This is a genomic window from Bradyrhizobium sp. HKCCYLRH3061 (genome assembly GCF_051168015.1).
Classification (GTDB): Bacteria; Pseudomonadota; Alphaproteobacteria; order Rhizobiales; family Xanthobacteraceae; genus Bradyrhizobium.
The window spans coordinates 37,486-53,229 of sequence record NZ_JBNPUE010000011.1 but is presented as its reverse complement, the minus strand read 5'-3'; the positions used below and the strand labels follow the sequence as shown (position 1 = coordinate 53,229).

Annotated in this window: 13 protein-coding genes; 5 read left to right on the top strand and 8 right to left on the bottom strand. The window is 67.0% G+C overall.

The window, feature by feature from the left end:
* Positions 1-51 precede the first annotated feature (51 nt).
* Genes ACQR2C_RS18745 through ACQR2C_RS18735 form a run of 3 tightly spaced genes read right to left on the bottom strand, consistent with a single transcriptional unit; the run spans position 52 to position 2,570 of the window.
* Complete coding sequence (locus ACQR2C_RS18745; protein ID WP_434881820.1) at positions 52-501, bottom strand: GNAT family N-acetyltransferase; 450 nt, start codon at positions 499-501, stop codon at positions 52-54.
* The gene (locus ACQR2C_RS18740; protein WP_315804770.1) at positions 498-1,526 is read right to left on the bottom strand and encodes a peptidoglycan -binding protein; all 1,029 of its coding nucleotides are present in this window, start codon (positions 1,524-1,526) and stop codon (positions 498-500) included. The genes ACQR2C_RS18745 and ACQR2C_RS18740 overlap by 4 nt, the downstream gene beginning before the upstream one ends.
* 54 nt (positions 1,527-1,580) lie before the next feature.
* Positions 1,581-2,570, bottom strand: a complete 990-nt coding sequence (locus tag ACQR2C_RS18735) for a flagellar motor protein MotA (protein ID WP_315804771.1) — start codon at positions 2,568-2,570, stop codon at positions 1,581-1,583.
* Positions 2,571-2,751: 181 nt separating this feature from the next.
* Here ACQR2C_RS18735 and ACQR2C_RS18730 point away from each other — a divergent pair, with 181 nt between their 5' ends.
* From ACQR2C_RS18730 to ACQR2C_RS18710, 5 genes are all read left to right on the top strand, one after another.
* The gene (locus ACQR2C_RS18730; RefSeq protein WP_434881819.1) at positions 2,752-3,564 is read left to right on the top strand and encodes a DUF1295 domain-containing protein; all 813 of its coding nucleotides are present in this window, start codon (positions 2,752-2,754) and stop codon (positions 3,562-3,564) included.
* 12 nt (positions 3,565-3,576) lie between these two features.
* Positions 3,577-4,605 carry an SAM-dependent methyltransferase gene (locus tag ACQR2C_RS18725; protein ID WP_434881818.1) on the top strand — a complete coding sequence of 343 codons (1,029 nt, stop codon included), beginning with the start codon at positions 3,577-3,579 and terminating at the stop codon, positions 4,603-4,605.
* A gap of 283 nt (positions 4,606-4,888) precedes the next feature.
* On the top strand, positions 4,889-6,085 hold the full coding sequence (locus ACQR2C_RS18720) for an efflux RND transporter periplasmic adaptor subunit (protein WP_434881817.1): 1,197 nt from the start codon (positions 4,889-4,891) through the stop codon (positions 6,083-6,085).
* 6 nt (positions 6,086-6,091) lie between these two features.
* Complete coding sequence (locus ACQR2C_RS18715) at positions 6,092-9,247, top strand: multidrug efflux RND transporter permease subunit (RefSeq protein WP_316216503.1); 3,156 nt, start codon at positions 6,092-6,094, stop codon at positions 9,245-9,247.
* Positions 9,248-9,615: 368 nt separating this feature from the next.
* The gene (locus ACQR2C_RS18710) at positions 9,616-10,209 is read left to right on the top strand and encodes an outer membrane protein (RefSeq protein WP_316177319.1); all 594 of its coding nucleotides are present in this window, start codon (positions 9,616-9,618) and stop codon (positions 10,207-10,209) included.
* Positions 10,210-10,439: 230 nt separating this feature from the next.
* Here the strand turns inward: ACQR2C_RS18710 and ACQR2C_RS18705 are convergent, their stop codons facing one another.
* The 5 genes from ACQR2C_RS18705 to fba form a co-directional block, all read right to left on the bottom strand.
* Positions 10,440-11,231 carry an inositol monophosphatase family protein gene (locus ACQR2C_RS18705; RefSeq protein ID WP_434881816.1) on the bottom strand — a complete coding sequence of 264 codons (792 nt, stop codon included), beginning with the start codon at positions 11,229-11,231 and terminating at the stop codon, positions 10,440-10,442.
* 129 nt (positions 11,232-11,360) lie between these two features.
* Positions 11,361-12,458, bottom strand: a complete 1,098-nt coding sequence (locus tag ACQR2C_RS18700) for a tetratricopeptide repeat protein (RefSeq protein WP_434881815.1) — start codon at positions 12,456-12,458, stop codon at positions 11,361-11,363.
* 10 nt (positions 12,459-12,468) lie between these two features.
* Positions 12,469-13,146, bottom strand: a complete 678-nt coding sequence (locus ACQR2C_RS18695; protein ID WP_316216506.1) for a thiamine phosphate synthase — start codon at positions 13,144-13,146, stop codon at positions 12,469-12,471.
* Complete coding sequence (locus tag ACQR2C_RS18690) at positions 13,146-14,168, bottom strand: class I fructose-bisphosphate aldolase (protein WP_434881814.1); 1,023 nt, start codon at positions 14,166-14,168, stop codon at positions 13,146-13,148. Before ACQR2C_RS18690 ends, ACQR2C_RS18695 begins: the two co-directional genes overlap by 1 nt.
* A 425-nt stretch (positions 14,169-14,593) precedes the next feature.
* A complete protein-coding gene (fba, locus tag ACQR2C_RS18685) occupies positions 14,594-15,661 on the bottom strand; it encodes a class II fructose-bisphosphate aldolase (protein ID WP_315804780.1) in 1,068 nt (355 codons plus the stop codon).
* Positions 15,662-15,744 lie beyond the last annotated feature (83 nt).

Genomic DNA, 15,744 nt, shown 5'->3' with positions numbered 1-15,744 from the left:
GTTGTCCGGGACGACAGCAGAGCATGCGGCTGCGAGGCCGAGTGTCGGCAACTAAGGCGTCCACGCCATCCGCAGCACCGGGCGGCCCGAGGTCAGGTTGACGTCCTCGCCGGCTTCAACAAAGCCACAGCGCTTGTAGAAGCTGATTGCTCGCGCGTTATCCTTGTTGACCAGCAGCGTGATGCCTCCAGGGGATCGCTCCTTGGCAGCGTCCACTAATTGCGTCGCGAGCGGTGAGCCCCAATACCGCGGCGAGACCACCAGCTGATCGAGATAGCCCGTTGCATCGATCGTGACGAATCCGGCAAGTGCACCTTCCGCCTCACCGACGATCACCTCCGCCTTCGGCACCAGCTCATTGCGCCAGCGCTCACGCCACCACGCAGCGCGCGCGGCAAAATCGATGGCGGGATAGGCGAGCTGCCAGGTCTCCTGCCACAACGCGATCGCCGCGTCCTCGTCCTCGGCGCGATAGGGGCGGAGGGTGGAGTTCGACGTCACCGCTCCGTCAGCTTCAGCTCGATACGCCGGTTGCGGCGGAACGCTTCCTCGGTGTTTGCAGGATCCAGCGGCTGGAATTCGGCGAAGCCCGCCGCGACCAGGCGCTGGGCCGGTACGCCGAGCGAGATCAGATATTGCACCACCGAGATGGCGCGCGCCGAGGACAATTCCCAGTTCGACTTGAACACCGGGCTGTTGATCGGACGAACGTCGGTGTGGCCGTCGACCCGCAGCACCCAGGAGATCTCTGCGGGGATCTGCTTGTCGAGGTCGACCAGCGCGGTCGCCACCGAGTTCAGCTCCTGCTGGCCCTCGGGCAGCAGGGTGGCCTGTCCGGTGTCGAAGAACACCTCCGACTGGAACACGAAGCGGTCGCCGACGACGCGGATGTCGGGACGGTTGCCGAGGATGGCGCGCAGCCGGCCGAAGAACTCCGAGCGGTACCGGGTCAGCTCCTGCACCCGCTGTGCCAGCGCGACGTTGAGGCGCGAGCCGAGATCGGCGATGCGGCTCTGCGATTCCTTGTCGCGCTTCTCCGAGGCATCGAGCGCATCCTCGAGCGCGGCGAGCTGGCGGCGCAGTGCGCTGATCTGCTGGTTGAGCACCTCGATCTGGGCCAGCGCCCGCGCCGTGACCTGCTTCTCGGAGTCGAGCGCCCGGTTGAGCTCGTTGGCGCGGCCGGCGGCATTGCTGCCGGCATTGGCGAGCCCGTCATAGAGGCCCTTGACGCGGTCGCGCTCGGCCTCGGCGTTCGCGAGCCCGGCGCGCAGCTGCGCAACCTGGTCGTCCAGCGAGAGCTTGCCGAGCTTCTCCAGGGACAGCATCTCGTTGAGCTGCGCGATCTTGGCGTTGAGCTGCTCCAGCGCCTTGTCCTTGCCGGTGACCTCCTGCGACAGGAAGAACTGCACCACCAGGAACACGGTCAGCAGGAACACGATCGACAGCACCAGCGTCGACAGCGCGTCAACGAAGCCCGGCCAGTAGTTGAGGCCGGAATCTCCGCGGCGGGTACGGGCAAGCGCCATTCAGCGTCTCCTAGCTCGTCTAGTAGTTCGGCCTGGGCCGGCCGACGGAGCAGCTCAACTCTTCTCCGTCTGCCGCGCCAGCCGCTCCAGCAGCCGCTTGATCTCGCGGTTCTGCTCGCCCTGGCCGTCGGCCCATTCGCGGATCATCTGCTGCTCGGTGCGCATGTGCCCGACCAGGCCCTGGATCGCCTCGGCGAGGTTGGCCATCGCCGCGGTGGCGCCGCGGTTGGAGCCTTCTTCCATGGCGGTGCGCAGCCGCTCGATGGCAACCGAGAGGTCGGCACCGGTGTCGCCGCTGCCGCCATATTCCCGCACGGTGCCGGCGAGCCAGTCCTCCAGATCGGTATAGAAGCGGTTCTGCGCCTGGCTCGATTGCAGGTCGAGGAAGCCGAGGATCAGCGAGCCGGCGAGGCCGAACAGCGAGGACGAGAACGAGATGCCCATGCCGCCCAGCGGCGCGGCAAGGCCGCCCTTCAGCGTGTCGAACAGCGCACCGGCGTCGCCGCCGACCTTCAGCCCTTCGATCACCTTGCCGACCGAGCCGACCGTCTCGATCAGGCCCCAGAACGTGCCGAGCAGGCCCAGGAACACCAGGAGGCCGGTCATGTAGCGCGAGATGTCGCGGGCCTCGTCGAGCCGGGTCGCGATAGAGTCGAGCAGATGGCGCATGGTCTGCTGCGAGATCGACATCCGCCCGGAGCGCTCGCGGCCGAGGATGGCGGCCATCGGCGCCAGCAGGACCGGGTGGCGCGGCACCGCCAGGCCGGGATCGGCGATGCGGAAATTGTTGACCCAGGACACTTCCGGATAGAGCCGGACCACCTGTCGGAACGACAGGATGACGCCGATCAGCAGCACGGCCCCGATCAGGGCGTTGAGGCCGGGATTGGCGAAGAACGCCATGACGATCTGCTTGTAGAGCACGACGCCGACCAGGGCGCACAGCACCAGGAAGACCAGCATCCGCACCAGGAAGATCCGGGGCGTGGACAGCTTGGTCCGTTCGACGTCCATCGCGGAGCGGGAGGGGGAGCCTTGAGGCATTGTCGATGACATCCGTTGCGGGGACCGGTCCCTGAAATCCACTATGGCACAGCAGCAGCGGGAAAAAAGCCGCGATCGGCGCAATCCCGTCCCCTGCGCGGAACTATGGCTGAAACCGGCGGGCACCCGCGGCGTAGTTAGTCCCGTGGCTCATATCTAGCGGGAACGCCCTGGCTTTGTCATGACCGTCGTTGAATATCTGCAAGCGCTGCTGGCGATGGCCGTGGCGATGTCGGTGCTGATGGGGCTCGCCTGGGTCGTGCAGCAGCGCAGCGGCAACTCCGGCTGGGTCGACACCATCTGGACGTTTTCCGTCGGGCTGGTCGGCGCCGCCGGCGCGATCTGGCCCGCCGGCGGCGCCGCCCCCAACGCGCGGCAATGGCTGGTCGCGGTGCTGGTAGCGGTCTGGTCGCTGCGGCTCGGCGGCCATGTTGCGGCGCGCAGCCGCGGCATCTCCGACGACCCGCGCTACGCGGAGTTTGCCCGGCAATGGGGCGCGGCCGCACCGCGAAAGATGTTCCTGTTCCTGCAGCAGCAGGCCTGGGGCTCGATCCCGCTGGTGTTCGCGATGTTCGTCGCCGCCCATGCGCCGGCCGCCGAGCTGCGGCTGCAGGACTATCTCGGCATCCTCGTGCTGTTCGCAGGGATCGCCGGCGAGGGCGTCGCCGACGCTCAGCTCAAGGCGTTCCGTGCCGATCCCGTCAACAAAGGCAAGGTGTGCGACGTCGGCCTGTGGCGCTGGTCGCGCCATCCCAACTATTTCTTCGAATGGGTGTGCTGGCTGTCCTACCCGGTCATCGCGCTGTCGTTCGACCACCCGTGGGGCTTCGCCAGCCTGCTCGCGCCGCTGTTCATGTACTGGATCCTGGTCCACGTCACCGGCATCCCGCCGCTGGAGCAGCAGATGCTGCGCTCGCGCGGGGATCGCTACCGGGCCTACCAGGCGCGCACCAGCGCGTTCTTTCCCCTGCCGCCAAATCACTTTGCGAAGTAACGGAGCCGCAGCATGAGCTTCATCTCGACCATCATCGGCGCCGCCGAGCGTGTGCCGCTGCCCGATGCCGTCATCCGCTCGGCGATCTCCGAATTGTGCGCGCGCACGGCGGCGCGGCTCGGCGGGGCCGATGCGATGGGTGACGCAGAGTTCGCCCGCCTGCTGACGACGCGGCCGATCGCCGAGCATACCGACGCGGCGAACAGCCAGCACTACGAGGTGCCGGCGGCGTTCTTCGCCCGCGTGCTCGGGCCGAACCGCAAATATTCCTGCTGCTTCTACAAGGAGCCGGTCTCGACCCTGCAGGAGGCGGAGGAGGAGGCGCTGCGCCAGACGGTGGCCAATGCCGATCTGCAGGACGGCCAGAGCATTCTGGAGCTCGGCTGCGGCTGGGGCTCGCTGTCGCTGTTCATGGCCCGGCAGTTCCCGCGTGCGAAGATCACGGCGGTCTCCAACTCACATTCGCAGCGCCGCGCGATCGAGGAGATGGCGGCCGCGCGCGGCCTGCTCAATTTGCGGGTCGTCACCGCCGACATGAACGGGTTCGCTCCCGACGCGCGGTTCGATCGCATCGTCTCGGTGGAGATGTTCGAGCACATGATGAACTGGCGCGAGCTGCTGTCGCGGGTCCGGGCATGGCTCCTGCCGGATGGCCGGCTGTTCATGCACATCTTCACCCATCGCACCGCATCCTACCTGTTCGACCGCAACGATCGCGAGGATTGGATCGCGCGGCACTTCTTCACCGGCGGCATCATGCCGAGCCACGGGCTGATCCGGCAGTACGACGATCTGTTCGCGGTCGAGAAAGAATGGCGTTGGAGCGGCGCGCATTATCAGCGCACGGCGCGGGACTGGCTCGCCAATTTCGACGCCGACCGCGACCGCATCCTGCAGGTGCTGCAGCCCGTCTATGGCGACGACGCGACGCTTTGGATGCGCCGCTGGCGCTGGTTCTTCCTCGCCACCGCGGGTCTGTTCGGCCATGACGACGGCCGCGAATGGGGCGTCAGCCATTACCGTCTGCGGCCGGCCAACTAATTTGTTCGCTGCGGCGGGATGCCGCAGCGCCGTCATGGGATTCGCGTTTCGCTCTGCGGAACCTGCCCGGAACTTGTTGCCACAAAGCGCTCACAATCAGGTGAGTCGCGAAAAAGCTAAATCTATCAGCTACGTAGTTCGTGTGACATCAAGCCGCCCAGGTTCCGCGTTGCGTCGCAGCAGCTGTTTTCTATGTTGCACGCAAGGCGAGCGCCAGAATGGCGCCATGACCGGGCCATCCGGTCGACTGGTTTTCATCATCATCGAGGGGGCTCCTCCACTCATGTCTCGTTTTCGCGCGTCGCTGGTCAGCAGTGCATTGATGCTCGCGGCCGCCGCGCCGCTGCTGGCCGGCTGCAACGACCCCATCCAGGCTCAGGCCTCCGCCAATGAGCAGATCGTCATCCCCGAGGTCGGCATCGTGACCGTCGAGCAGAAGGCGCGCGCGATCGTGCGCGAGCTGCCCGGCCGCATCGCGCCGACCCGCGTCTCCGACGTGCGCCCGCGCGTCTCGGGCATCGTCGTCGAGCGGCTGTTCCGTCAGGGCAGCGAGGTCAAGGCGGGTGATCCGCTCTATCGGATCGATCCGCGACCCTTCGAGGTCGAGATCCTGTCGAGCCGTGCGGCGCTGGCCAAGGCCGAAGCGGTGCATGAGCGCGCCGTGCAGCAGGCGAATCGCATCGCGCAGCTGTTCAAGGAGCGCGCGGCGCCAGCCGTCGAGAACGAGAAGGCGATCTCGTCGGAACGCGAGGCTGCGGCCGATATCGAGGCCCGCAAGGCCGATCTCGCGCGCGCCCAGCTCAATCTCGACTACGCGACCGTGCGCGCGCCGATCGACGGTATCGTCGGCGCGGCCCAGGTCAGCGAAGGCGCCATCGCGGTCCAGAACGAGACCTCGCTGGTCACGATCCAGCAGCTCGACCCGATCTATGCCGACTTCACCCAGTCTGTGAGCGAGCTGAACCGCCTGCGCCGCGCGTTCGAGTCCGGCGATCTCGACCAGATCTCGCCCGACGCGATCAAGGTCCGTCTCGTGCTCGACGACGGCACGCCGTACTCGATCCCGGGCAAGCTGTTGTTCTCCGACGCCAAGGTCGATGCCGCCACTGGTCAGGTCACCCTGCGCGGCGAGTTCGCCAATCCCAAGCGCGAGCTGCTGCCGGGCATGTATGTCCGCGTCCGCATCGAGCAGGGCATCGACAGCGACTCCGTCGGCGTGCCGCAGCAGGCGGTGCAGCGCAACGCTGCCGGCGGTTCCGAGGTCTACGTGATCCGCGACGACAACCGCGCGATCGCCAGGCCGGTGCGCGCCGGCCCGACCCAGGATGGCCTGGTGCTGATCACCGACGGTCTGCGCGCCGGCGACAAGGTCGTGGTCGACGGCTTCCAGAAGTTCGCCGCCGGCGACAGGGTCGCTCCGCAGGTCTGGACCGAGGTCAGCGCCGCGACGCAGCTCGAATCGAAGTCGGCGACGCGGTAAGTCGCCATGCCGAGCTTCTTCATCGACAGGCCCATCTTTGCCTGGGTGGTCGCGCTGTTCATCTGCCTGATCGGCGCGATCGCGATTCCGCTGCTGGCGGTCGCGCAATATCCGATCATTGCGCCGCCTTCGATCTCGATCTCGACCAGCTATCCCGGCGCCTCGCCCGAGAACCTCTACAACAGCGTGACGCGGCTGATCGAGGAGGAGCTCAACGGCGCCTCCGGCATCCTCAACTTCGAATCCACCAGCGACTCGCTCGGCCAGGTCGAGATCACCGCCAACTTCGTGCCGGGCACGTCGACCAACGACGCCTCGGTCGAGGTGCAGAACCGCCTCAAGCGCGTCGAGGCGCGGCTGCCGCGCGCTGTCATCCAGCAGGGCATCCTGGTCGAGGAAGCGTCCGCAGCGGTGCTGCAGATCATCACCCTGCAGTCGACCGACGGCAGTCTCGACGAGGTCGGCCTCGGCGACTTCATGATCCGCAACGTGCTCGGCGAAATCCGGCGCATCCCCGGCGTTGGCCGTGCCACGCTGTATTCGACCGAGCGCTCGCTGCGCGTCTGGCTCGATCCGGCCAAGCTGATCGGCTACGGCCTGACCGCCGACGACGTCACCAAGGCGATCGGCGCCCAGAACGCCCAGGTCGCCTCCGGCAGCATCGGCGCCGAGCCCGCGACGACCTCGCAGCGCACCTCGGCGCTGGTGCTGGTCAAGGGCCAGCTCGATTCACCCGACGAGTTCAGCGCGATCATCCTGCGCGCCAACCCCGACGGCTCGACGGTGCGGCTGCGCGACGTCGCGCGCGTCGAGATCGGCGGCCTCAGCTATCAGTTCAACACCCGCCTCAACGGCAAGCCGACCGCCGGTCTCTCGGTGCTGCTGTCGCCGACCGGCAATGCGCTGGCGACCGCTGGTGCGGTCGAGGCCAAGATGAAGGAGCTGTCGCGCTTCTTCCCCTCCAACATCACCTATGAGATTCCCTACGACATCACGCCGGTGGTGAAGGCCTCGATCAAGCGGGTGCTGATGACCCTGGTCGAAGCCGTCGTGCTGGTGTTCGTGGTGATGTTCCTGTTCCTGCAGAACATCCGCTACACCATCATTCCGACCATCGTGGTGCCCGTGGCGCTGCTCGGCACCTGCGCCACCTTGATGCTGGTCGGCTACTCCATCAACATGCTGACGATGTTCGGCATGGTGCTCGCGGTCGGCATCCTCGTCGACGACGCCATCGTCGTGGTCGAGAACGTCGAGCGCATCATGACCGAGGAGGGGCTGTCGCCGAAGGAGGCGACGCGCAAGGCGATGGGCCAGATCACCGGCGCCATCATCGGCATCACCCTGGTGCTGATGGCGGTGTTCGTGCCGATGGCGTTCTTCCCCGGCTCGGTCGGCATCATCTACCGGCAGTTCTCGGTCACCATGGTGGCGGCGATCGGCTTCTCGGCGCTGCTGGCGCTGTCGCTGACGCCGGCGCTGTGCGCGACCCTGCTCAAGCCGGTCACGGCCGGTCACGGTCACGCGAAGAAAGGCCTGTTCGGCTGGTTCAACCGCTTCATGGACAACAGCCGCAACCGCTACACCGGCGTGGTCGGCGGCGCGCTGAAGCGCACCGGCCGGCTGATGCTGATCTATGCGATCTTCCTGGTCGGGCTGACCTTCGCCTTCATCCGGTTGCCGGGCGGCTTCCTGCCGGTCGACGATCAGGGCTTCATCACGACGGACGTGCAGACGCCGGCGGACTCGTCCTACGCGCGGACGCAGGCGGCGGTGGAGGCGGTCGAGAGGTATCTCGCCAAGCGCGCGGGCATCGAGGACGTCACCTTCCTGACCGGGTTCAGCTATGCCGGCCAGGGCGTCAACACCGCCCAGGCCTTCATCTCGCTGAAGGACTGGTCGGAGCGCGGCAAGCATGACAGCGCCGCGGCACTGGTCGCCGACATCAACCGCGATCTCGCCGGCTTGCGCGACGCCAAGATCACCGCGCTGCAGCCGCCGCCGATCGACAATCTCGGCAACTCCTCCGGCTTCAGCTTCCGCCTGCAGGACCGCGGCCAGAAGGGCTATGCCGCGCTGACCGCGGCCGCCGACCAGCTGATCGCCGAGGCCAATGCCAGCCAGGTGCTGCAGAAGGTCTTCATCGAAGGCCTGCCGCAGGGTCCCCAGGTCAATCTGATGATCGACCGCGAGAAGGCCGGTGCCTTCGGCGTCACCTTCGAGGACATCAACAACACGATCTCGACCAATCTCGGCTCGACCTACGTCAACGACTTCCCCAACCGTGGCCGCATGCAGCGCGTCGTGGTGCAGGCCGACCGCATCAGCCGCATGAACGCGGACGACATCCTCAACTACAGCGTCAAGAACGCCAAGGGACAATTGGTGCCGTTCTCGTCGTTCGCGACCATCCAATGGGCCAAGGGACCGACCCAGATCGCCGGCTTCAACTACTATCCGGCGATCCGCATCTCCGGCGAGGCCAAGCCGGGCTACACCTCGGGCGATGCGCTCAAGGAGATGGAGCGGCTCGCCGGCAAGTTGCCGCGCGGCTTCGGCTATGAATGGACCGGACAGTCGCTGCAGGAGAAGCTGTCGGGCTCGCAGGCGCCGCTGCTGCTCGGTCTCTCGGCGCTGGTCGTGTTCCTGTGTCTCGCTGCGCTCTACGAGAGCTGGACGATCCCGCTCGCGGTGCTCCTGACCGTGCCGCTCGGCATCCTCGGCGCCGTCGTCGCCGCCAATCTGCGCGGCCTGTCGAACGACGTGTACTTCACGGTGGCGCTGATCACCATCATCGGCCTCGCCGCAAAGGACGCGATCCTGATCATCGAGTTCGCCAAGGATCTGCGCGCCCACGGCAAGCCGCTGGTCGCGGCGACGATCGAAGCCTGCTCCTTGCGTTTCCGCCCGATCATCATGACCGGCCTCGCCTTCGTCTGCGGCGTGCTGCCGATGTCGATGGCGACGGGCGCCGGCGGTGCCAGCCAGCAGGCGCTCGGCACCAACGTGATGGGCGGCATGATCGCGGTGGTGATCCTGGCGCTGCTGATGGTGCCGGTGTTCTTCGTATCCGTGCAGCGCGTGCTCGCGGGCGATCGGGAGAAGACGGAGCCCGCGGCGGGGCGCGAGGTGTACGGGCCGCCGGCGCCGGCGAAGCCGTAGGCGATCGAATTACCTCGCTCGATCAAGCGAGCCGCAATCTCGCCAAGCCGTCGGTGCGCTCCCCTCCCCCTTGCGGGGAGGGGTTGGGGGTGGGGGTCCACCAGTCCCGCTCAATGTGATGAAATCTACTCCCATCCACGACGCGGCTCATTTGCTTGAGCGAGAAACGCAAGCCGCTTGCTCATTCGTGGGCGCCCGAAGATATGTTCCCTTATCGGCGTTCGGAGTTCGCGGACCCCCACCCCCGACCCCTCCCCGCAAGGGGGAGGGGAGAGCACCGCCGGCGCTGGGACATGATGCTGCAATCCCCGCGACTGGAGTTTCTTGGTCCGTCCGTGTATGCTGCGACGACACGTGACGGGTACGGCATGTCGATGGTCTCTCGCAAATCTGTTCTCGCGTTGGTGTTCGCTGCTCTCGGCGCCTCAGCCGCCCACGCCCAATCCGGTCCCGTCAAATATTGGCTGCCGGGCTGGCCGGTCGGCTTCAGCGACTCCGGCAGTCTCGAGTCCTACGGCGACTACCCAAGCTTCACGGGCAGCGGCAGGGACAGCGGCTTCTTCGCGCGGAGCTACAGCGTGACGAACAATTGGGCGGCGCTGTCGGGCGTCGGCCTGAGCTCGAACCTCGTCAACCGTTACGGCGGGCTCGGGTCGTACACGACCGAGGGCGCGCAATACGGCTACACCTTCAAGAGCGGCGTCAGCTTCTATGGCGGCTTCGAGACGCTGAAATACAATCCCGGCCTCGGTGGCCCGTTCGCGACGTTCGACGGGCGCTCGACCTCGACGCCGGCCTACGCGATCAATGGCGGCGTCGAGTTCAAGCCGACCTCCAATGTCAGCCTGTCGCTCGGCTTCAGCTACGCCGGCCAGTCGTCCGATCGCGTCGACAGCGACATCAACTCTCCGGCGCTGCCAGGTGCCACGCCGCAGGCCTTCACCAGCGGACGGCGATACTAGGCGCGGCCAGCCTCACCCTCGGTGTCGTCCCGGACAAGCGCGCGTCACGCGCGCGCCGATCCGGGACCCATAACCCCAGGGAGACGTGTGAGGCATTCTGGTCGACCCATCTTGCTCGATCAAAACGGCCGGTGGCTATGGGTCCCGGCTCAAGGCCGGGACGACACCGCATGTGAGGCGAGCGGTTTGGCAAACCGTAAGAAGGCGGCCGGTGGCCGCGCAGAATCAAGCTACGCCGCCGCTTTCAGCACCTTCACCAGCTCGCGGTGGATGACCTCGTTGCCGCACACCACGTGCCCGGTCGCCAGCGCGTCCTCCTTGCCGTCGATGCCGGACACGGTGCCGCCGGCCTCGCGCACCAGGACCATACCGGCGGCGATGTCCCAGGGCTGCAGGTCGCGCTCCCAATAGGCGTCGAAACGGCCGGCGGCGACGAAGGCGAGGTCGAGCGAGGCGGCGCCGAAGCGGCGGAGCCCTGCGACCTTGACCTGCAGCGAGGTCATCTCGCGCAGGAACAGCTGGTGATCGCCGCGGCCGATATGCGGCAGGCCGCAGGCGATGACGCATTCATGCAGCTGTTTGCGCGCGGCGACGCGCAGCCGCTGGTCGTTGAGGAACGCGCCCTTGCCGCGCTCGGCGATGTAGAGCTCGTCATTGGCGGGATTGTAGATCACGCCGGCGATCACGGTGTCCTCGCGCTGCAGCGCGATCGAGATCGCGAATTGCGGGATGCCGTGCAGGAAGTTGGTGGTGCCGTCGAGCGGGTCGACGATCCAGGTGTGCGACTTGTCGCTGCCTTCGCGCTTGCCGCCCTCCTCGCCGAGGAAGCCGTAGCCGGGCCGGGCCTTGGAGAGATCCTCGTAGAGCATCTCCTCGGCCTTCTTGTCGGCGCGGGAGACGAAATTGGCCGGCCCCTTCAGCGACACCTGCAGGTGCTCGATCTCGCCGAGATCGCGCTTGAGGTTGCGGCCGGCGCGGCGCGCGGCCTTGACCATGACGTTGATGAGGGCGGAATGGATCATGAGCTCGATGCGCTGGGCTGACCGCACCTCGCGGTGCGCGCCTTCCCCGGAAGCGGACGAAGGCGGGTGAAATGGCTGGCTGTGGGTGCCCTGCCGGGGCGGCCGCGTCAAGGCCGGATCAGCGGCCGATCACTTGATGGTGCCCAGCCAGTGCTTGGCGGCCTGTTCGCCCTTGGCGCGGTCTTCGGGGGGCATGTCGGCGAATTTCTCGTCGAGCTTGGGATCGCCCTTGCCGGCGGTCTTGGCCACCAGGTGCCATTTGTAGGCCTCGACCTTGTCCATCGGGGTGGCGATTCCATACAGCAGCACCCACGCCAGCCGGTTCTGGGCGACCGGGCTGTTCTGCCGCGCGGCCCGGCGCAGCAGCGCGATGGCCGCGGGCTGGTCCTTCGGCACGCCGGTGCCGTTGAACAGCGCGATGGCGTATTCGACCTCGGCGTCGATATTGTCGGCGATCGCGGCCGCCTTCAGCAATTGCGCGGCCTTTTCGAGGTCTTTCGGCACGCCGGTTCCTTCCTTGTAGAAGGTCGCCAGCGCGTATTGCGCCTCGGCATTGCCGGCATCCGCAGCCAGGCGCAGCAGCTCGGCCGAGCGCCTGAGGTCCTGCGGCAAGGTCTGGCCGTCGAGATAGAGCAGCGCGAGATTGTAGGCCGCCTTCGGCTCGCCGAGCTTGGCGGCGGAGGCCAGCAGCTTGACCGCCTCGAGCTTGTCGACAGGGCCGCCGCGCCCGGCCAGCCGCATCATCGCCAGCGCGAACATCGCCTCGCGGTCGCCGGCCTCGGCGGCCCGCTTGTACCAGATCGCCGCCTTGTCGTAATCGCGGCGGATGCCCTGGGCGTTTTCGTAGAGCTGGCCGAGCATCGCCATGGCCTTGGGATCGCCGGCCTGCGCCCGCGGCGTGGCGAGATCGAACGCGGTCTTGTACTGGCCGCGCTGATAGGCGCCGTAGACCAGGTCGACATTGGGATCATTGGCGGCGGGCGGTGGCGTCGCGGCCGGCGCCGGGGCGGCCGGCTTGGCCGACGGGGCGGGGGCCGGCTTCTTTGCCGCGGACGTTGCCGGCGGCTTGGCCTTCTCGGCCGCCTTCTCCGCCGGCCGTTCGACCGGCTTGGGCTTTTCCGCCGGGGCCGGCTGCAGGGCCGGCGGCGTCAACGAGATCTGCGCGCGTGCGCCCGGCATCGCCATGGCGAGCGCAGCAACGACACATGTCAGGCGCAGGATCGTCATCGGCCGCCGTTCAGCTCTGTCCTGGCGCGTCGGCTGGCGCGGCCGTATGGGCGCTGCGGATCGCGGTGCTGATCTCAGCAAGCGCCGCGGCCGGGCCGCGGGCGTCGTTCCAGACGAGGTCGTCGACCAGCACGAAATCGGCTCCCGCCGCGACGAAGTCCGCGGCCTCCTTGAGCGAGATCGCATAGCCGACGCAGGGCGGCTCGAACAGCTCCGCCCACCAGGCGAGGCGCTCGTTGACGGCATCCGGCGAGGGCCGCCGTCCCTGCGCATCGCGCTCGCCGAACAGCACATAGTCGGCGCCGAGCTCGCCGGCGCGCATCGAATCATGGCGTGTGGACAGGCCGCCGCAGCCGGCGATGCGGTCCGGCTTCAGGCCGGGCAGCGCCTCCTCCAGCGCGGCGATGCCGGTCAGGTGCGCGCCATCGGCGCCGGCGCGGGCGACGATGTCGGGATGGCCGTCGATCAGCAGCGCTGCGCCGGCGCCCTGGATCGCCGGCGCCAGCGTCTTGACCATCGTGATCATGCTGCGCGGATCGCTGTCCTTCAGCCGCACCAGCACCGCAGCGATGTCGGCGCTGGCGAGGATCTCGGGCAGGCCGGCGGCCAGCGCCGCCGCATCGGTCACGACCGGCGTTGCCAGATAGAGGCGCGGCGCGGGCCGCGCGGATGTCGTCTTGCCGGACACTAGGCGGCCTCTTTCTCGAGCGCTGCGGTCCACTGGCCGCGGCTGGCAAGCGCGTTCATGCGGGCGCGGTGGGTGAAGGCGCGCTGGCCGGCGGGGATGTTCGCCGCCCTGCCTGCCCATGCCTGCTGCGGCGCCGCCTGCAGCGCGCGGCCGTAGGAGAAGGTCAGCTTCCAGGGCAGCGGTCCGAGCCGGTTCATCGCGTCGAGATGCGCGGTCGCGCTCTCGTCGGATTGTCCGCCGGACAGGAAGGCGATGCCGGGCACCGCCGCAGGCACGCATTCCTTCAACAGTTGGACGGTCCTTTCGGCGACCTCCTGCACCCCGGCCTGGTCCGGCGACTGCTTGCCCGCGACCGCCATGTTGGGCTTCAGGATCATGCCTTCCAACGCGACGCGCTGGATGCGCAATTCACGAAACACCTCGTTCAGCACGCGGCGCGTGACGTCGAAGCAGCGACCGATGTCATGATCGCCGTCCATCAGCACCTCCGGTTCGACAATCGGCACGATGTTCGCTGCCTGGCACAGGGCGGCATAGCGGCCGAGCGCATGCGCGTTGACATGGATCGCTGTCATCGAAGGGATGTTGTCCTTGTCGATATCGATCACGGCCCGCCATTTGGCGAAGCGCGCACCCAGCGCGTAGTACGTCGCCAGCCGATCCGCAAGCCTGTCGAGGCCGACCGTGACCCGCTCGCCGGGGCAGCCGGACAGCGGCTGTGTTCCCTCATCGACCTTGATGCCGGGAATGGCGCCGGCCGCTTCGATCAGCTTCACCAGCGGGGTGCCGTCGGCGGCATGCTGCCGGATGGTTTCGTCATAGAGGATGACGCCGGAGATGAACGACATGCCCTCGCTGCGAAACAGCATCTCGCGATAGTCGCGGCGGTTCTGTTCGGTCGAATCGACCTTGATGGCATCGAAGCGCTTCTTGATCGTCCCGGTGGATTCATCGGCGGCGAGGATGCCCTTGCCCGGTGCAACCATGGCAAGGGCCGTGGTGTTCAGTGCGGAGAGATTCATGCTTGGCTCCAGACGCACCTGCCCTGCCCATCAAAATAGACGGTTCTCGGGCGGATGCCGAGCAAACATTGGCCGCCGGTGAGGCGGACTCTCGAAGAGGTGAAGGGGAGGTTGCTGATCGGAGCAAGCGATCACGTCACCGGTGGTCGGCTTCCCTCCCCCTTGCGGGGAGGGGTTGGGGGTGGGGGTCCACACGCACTGAACTCAGTGAGTTACGCGTTGAGATCGTAAGTGGTGAACGCTGTCGCGCGCACGCGTTCGGCCACTTCAATCGCAAGCGCGATGGTCGATATGCGCCTTCGATCTCATCACTGATAGTACGCCCCGGACCCCCCCGACCCCTCCCCGCAAGGGGGAGGGGAGCTTACCGCCGTTGCGGCGGCTGCTGGGGTCGAGAAGCTCAACGCAGCGCGGCGGCAGCTGCCTCACGCCACCTTCGGAGCCAGCTCGCCCTTGGCGTACCGCTTGGCCATCTCGGCCGTGGTCAGCACGCGCTTGATCTTGGAGGCCTGGCCGGCGGTGTTGAACTCCTGCAGGCGCTGCTTGCACAGCTTGGCCATCGCCTCCATCGCCGGCTTCAGGTACTTGCGCGGATCGAATTCCTCCGGGTGCTCCGACAGAACTTTCCGGATCTGGCCGGTCATCGCCATGCGGTTGTCGGTGTCGATGTTGATCTTGCGCACGCCGTTCTTGATGCCGCGCTGAATCTCGCTGACCGGCACGCCCCAGGTCGGCTTCATCCTGCCGCCATAGGCGTTGATGATCTCCTGCAGGTCCTGCGGCACCGAGGACGAGCCGTGCATCACGAGATGCGTGTTCGGCAGCTTGCGATGGATCTCCTCGATCACGTTCATGGCGAGGATGTCGCCGTCGGGCTTGCGCGTGAATTTGTAGGCGCCGTGCGAGGTGCCCATCGCGATCGCGAGCGCGTCGACCTGGGTCTCACGCACGAACTTCACGGCCTCGTCCGGGTTGGTCAGCAGCTGGTCGTGCGACAGCTTGCCTTCGGCACCGTGGCCGTCCTCCTTGTCGCCCATGCCGGTCTCGAGCGAGCCGAGCACGCCGAGCTCACCCTCGACCGAGATGCCGCCGAGATGCGCCATGGTGGCGACCGTCTTGGTGACGCCGACATTGTAGTCCCAGTCAGCCGGCGTCTTGCCGTCGGCCTTCAGTGATCCGTCCATCATCACCGAGGTGAAGCCGGACTGGATCGCGGTCATGCAGGTGTCGGGACCGTTGCCATGGTCGAGATGCACGCACACCGGAATGTGCGGATAGATCTCGGTGACCGCGTCCATCATGTGCTTGAGCATGACGTCGTTGGCATAGGAGCGGGCGCCGCGCGAGGCCTGGATGATCACCGGAGCGTCGACCGCATTGGCCGCCTCCATGATCGCCAGTGCCTGCTCCATGTTGTTGATGTTGAAGGCCGGGACGCCGTAGTCATTTTCCGCCGCGTGGTCGAGCAATTGACGCAACGTGATACGAGCCATGACTGGAACTCCCTGATTAAGAATTGGACGGTGCGGCAGGATGCGCACGTGTCGAAACTGCTGCACCGTGCATAACGCGGTGG

What these genes read in the sequence shown, in the direction of transcription:
- ACQR2C_RS18740 (WP_315804770.1), bottom strand. Translation starts at nt 1,526, where the DNA reads ATGGCGCTTGCCCGTACCCGCCGCGGAGATTCCGGCCTCAACTACTGG.
- ACQR2C_RS18735 (WP_315804771.1), bottom strand. Translation starts at nt 2,570, where the DNA reads ATGCCTCAAGGCTCCCCCTCCCGCTCCGCGATGGACGTCGAACGGACC.
- ACQR2C_RS18730 (WP_434881819.1), top strand. Translation starts at nt 2,752, where the DNA reads ATGACCGTCGTTGAATATCTGCAAGCGCTGCTGGCGATGGCCGTGGCG.
- ACQR2C_RS18725 (WP_434881818.1), top strand. Translation starts at nt 3,577, where the DNA reads ATGAGCTTCATCTCGACCATCATCGGCGCCGCCGAGCGTGTGCCGCTG.
- ACQR2C_RS18720 (WP_434881817.1), top strand. Translation starts at nt 4,889, where the DNA reads ATGTCTCGTTTTCGCGCGTCGCTGGTCAGCAGTGCATTGATGCTCGCG.
- ACQR2C_RS18715 (WP_316216503.1), top strand. Translation starts at nt 6,092, where the DNA reads ATGCCGAGCTTCTTCATCGACAGGCCCATCTTTGCCTGGGTGGTCGCG.
- ACQR2C_RS18710 (WP_316177319.1), top strand. Translation starts at nt 9,616, where the DNA reads ATGTCGATGGTCTCTCGCAAATCTGTTCTCGCGTTGGTGTTCGCTGCT.
- ACQR2C_RS18705 (WP_434881816.1), bottom strand. Translation starts at nt 11,231, where the DNA reads ATGATCCATTCCGCCCTCATCAACGTCATGGTCAAGGCCGCGCGCCGC.
- ACQR2C_RS18700 (WP_434881815.1), bottom strand. Translation starts at nt 12,458, where the DNA reads ATGACGATCCTGCGCCTGACATGTGTCGTTGCTGCGCTCGCCATGGCG.
- ACQR2C_RS18690 (WP_434881814.1), bottom strand. Translation starts at nt 14,168, where the DNA reads ATGAATCTCTCCGCACTGAACACCACGGCCCTTGCCATGGTTGCACCG.
- fba (WP_315804780.1), bottom strand. Translation starts at nt 15,661, where the DNA reads ATGGCTCGTATCACGTTGCGTCAATTGCTCGACCACGCGGCGGAAAAT.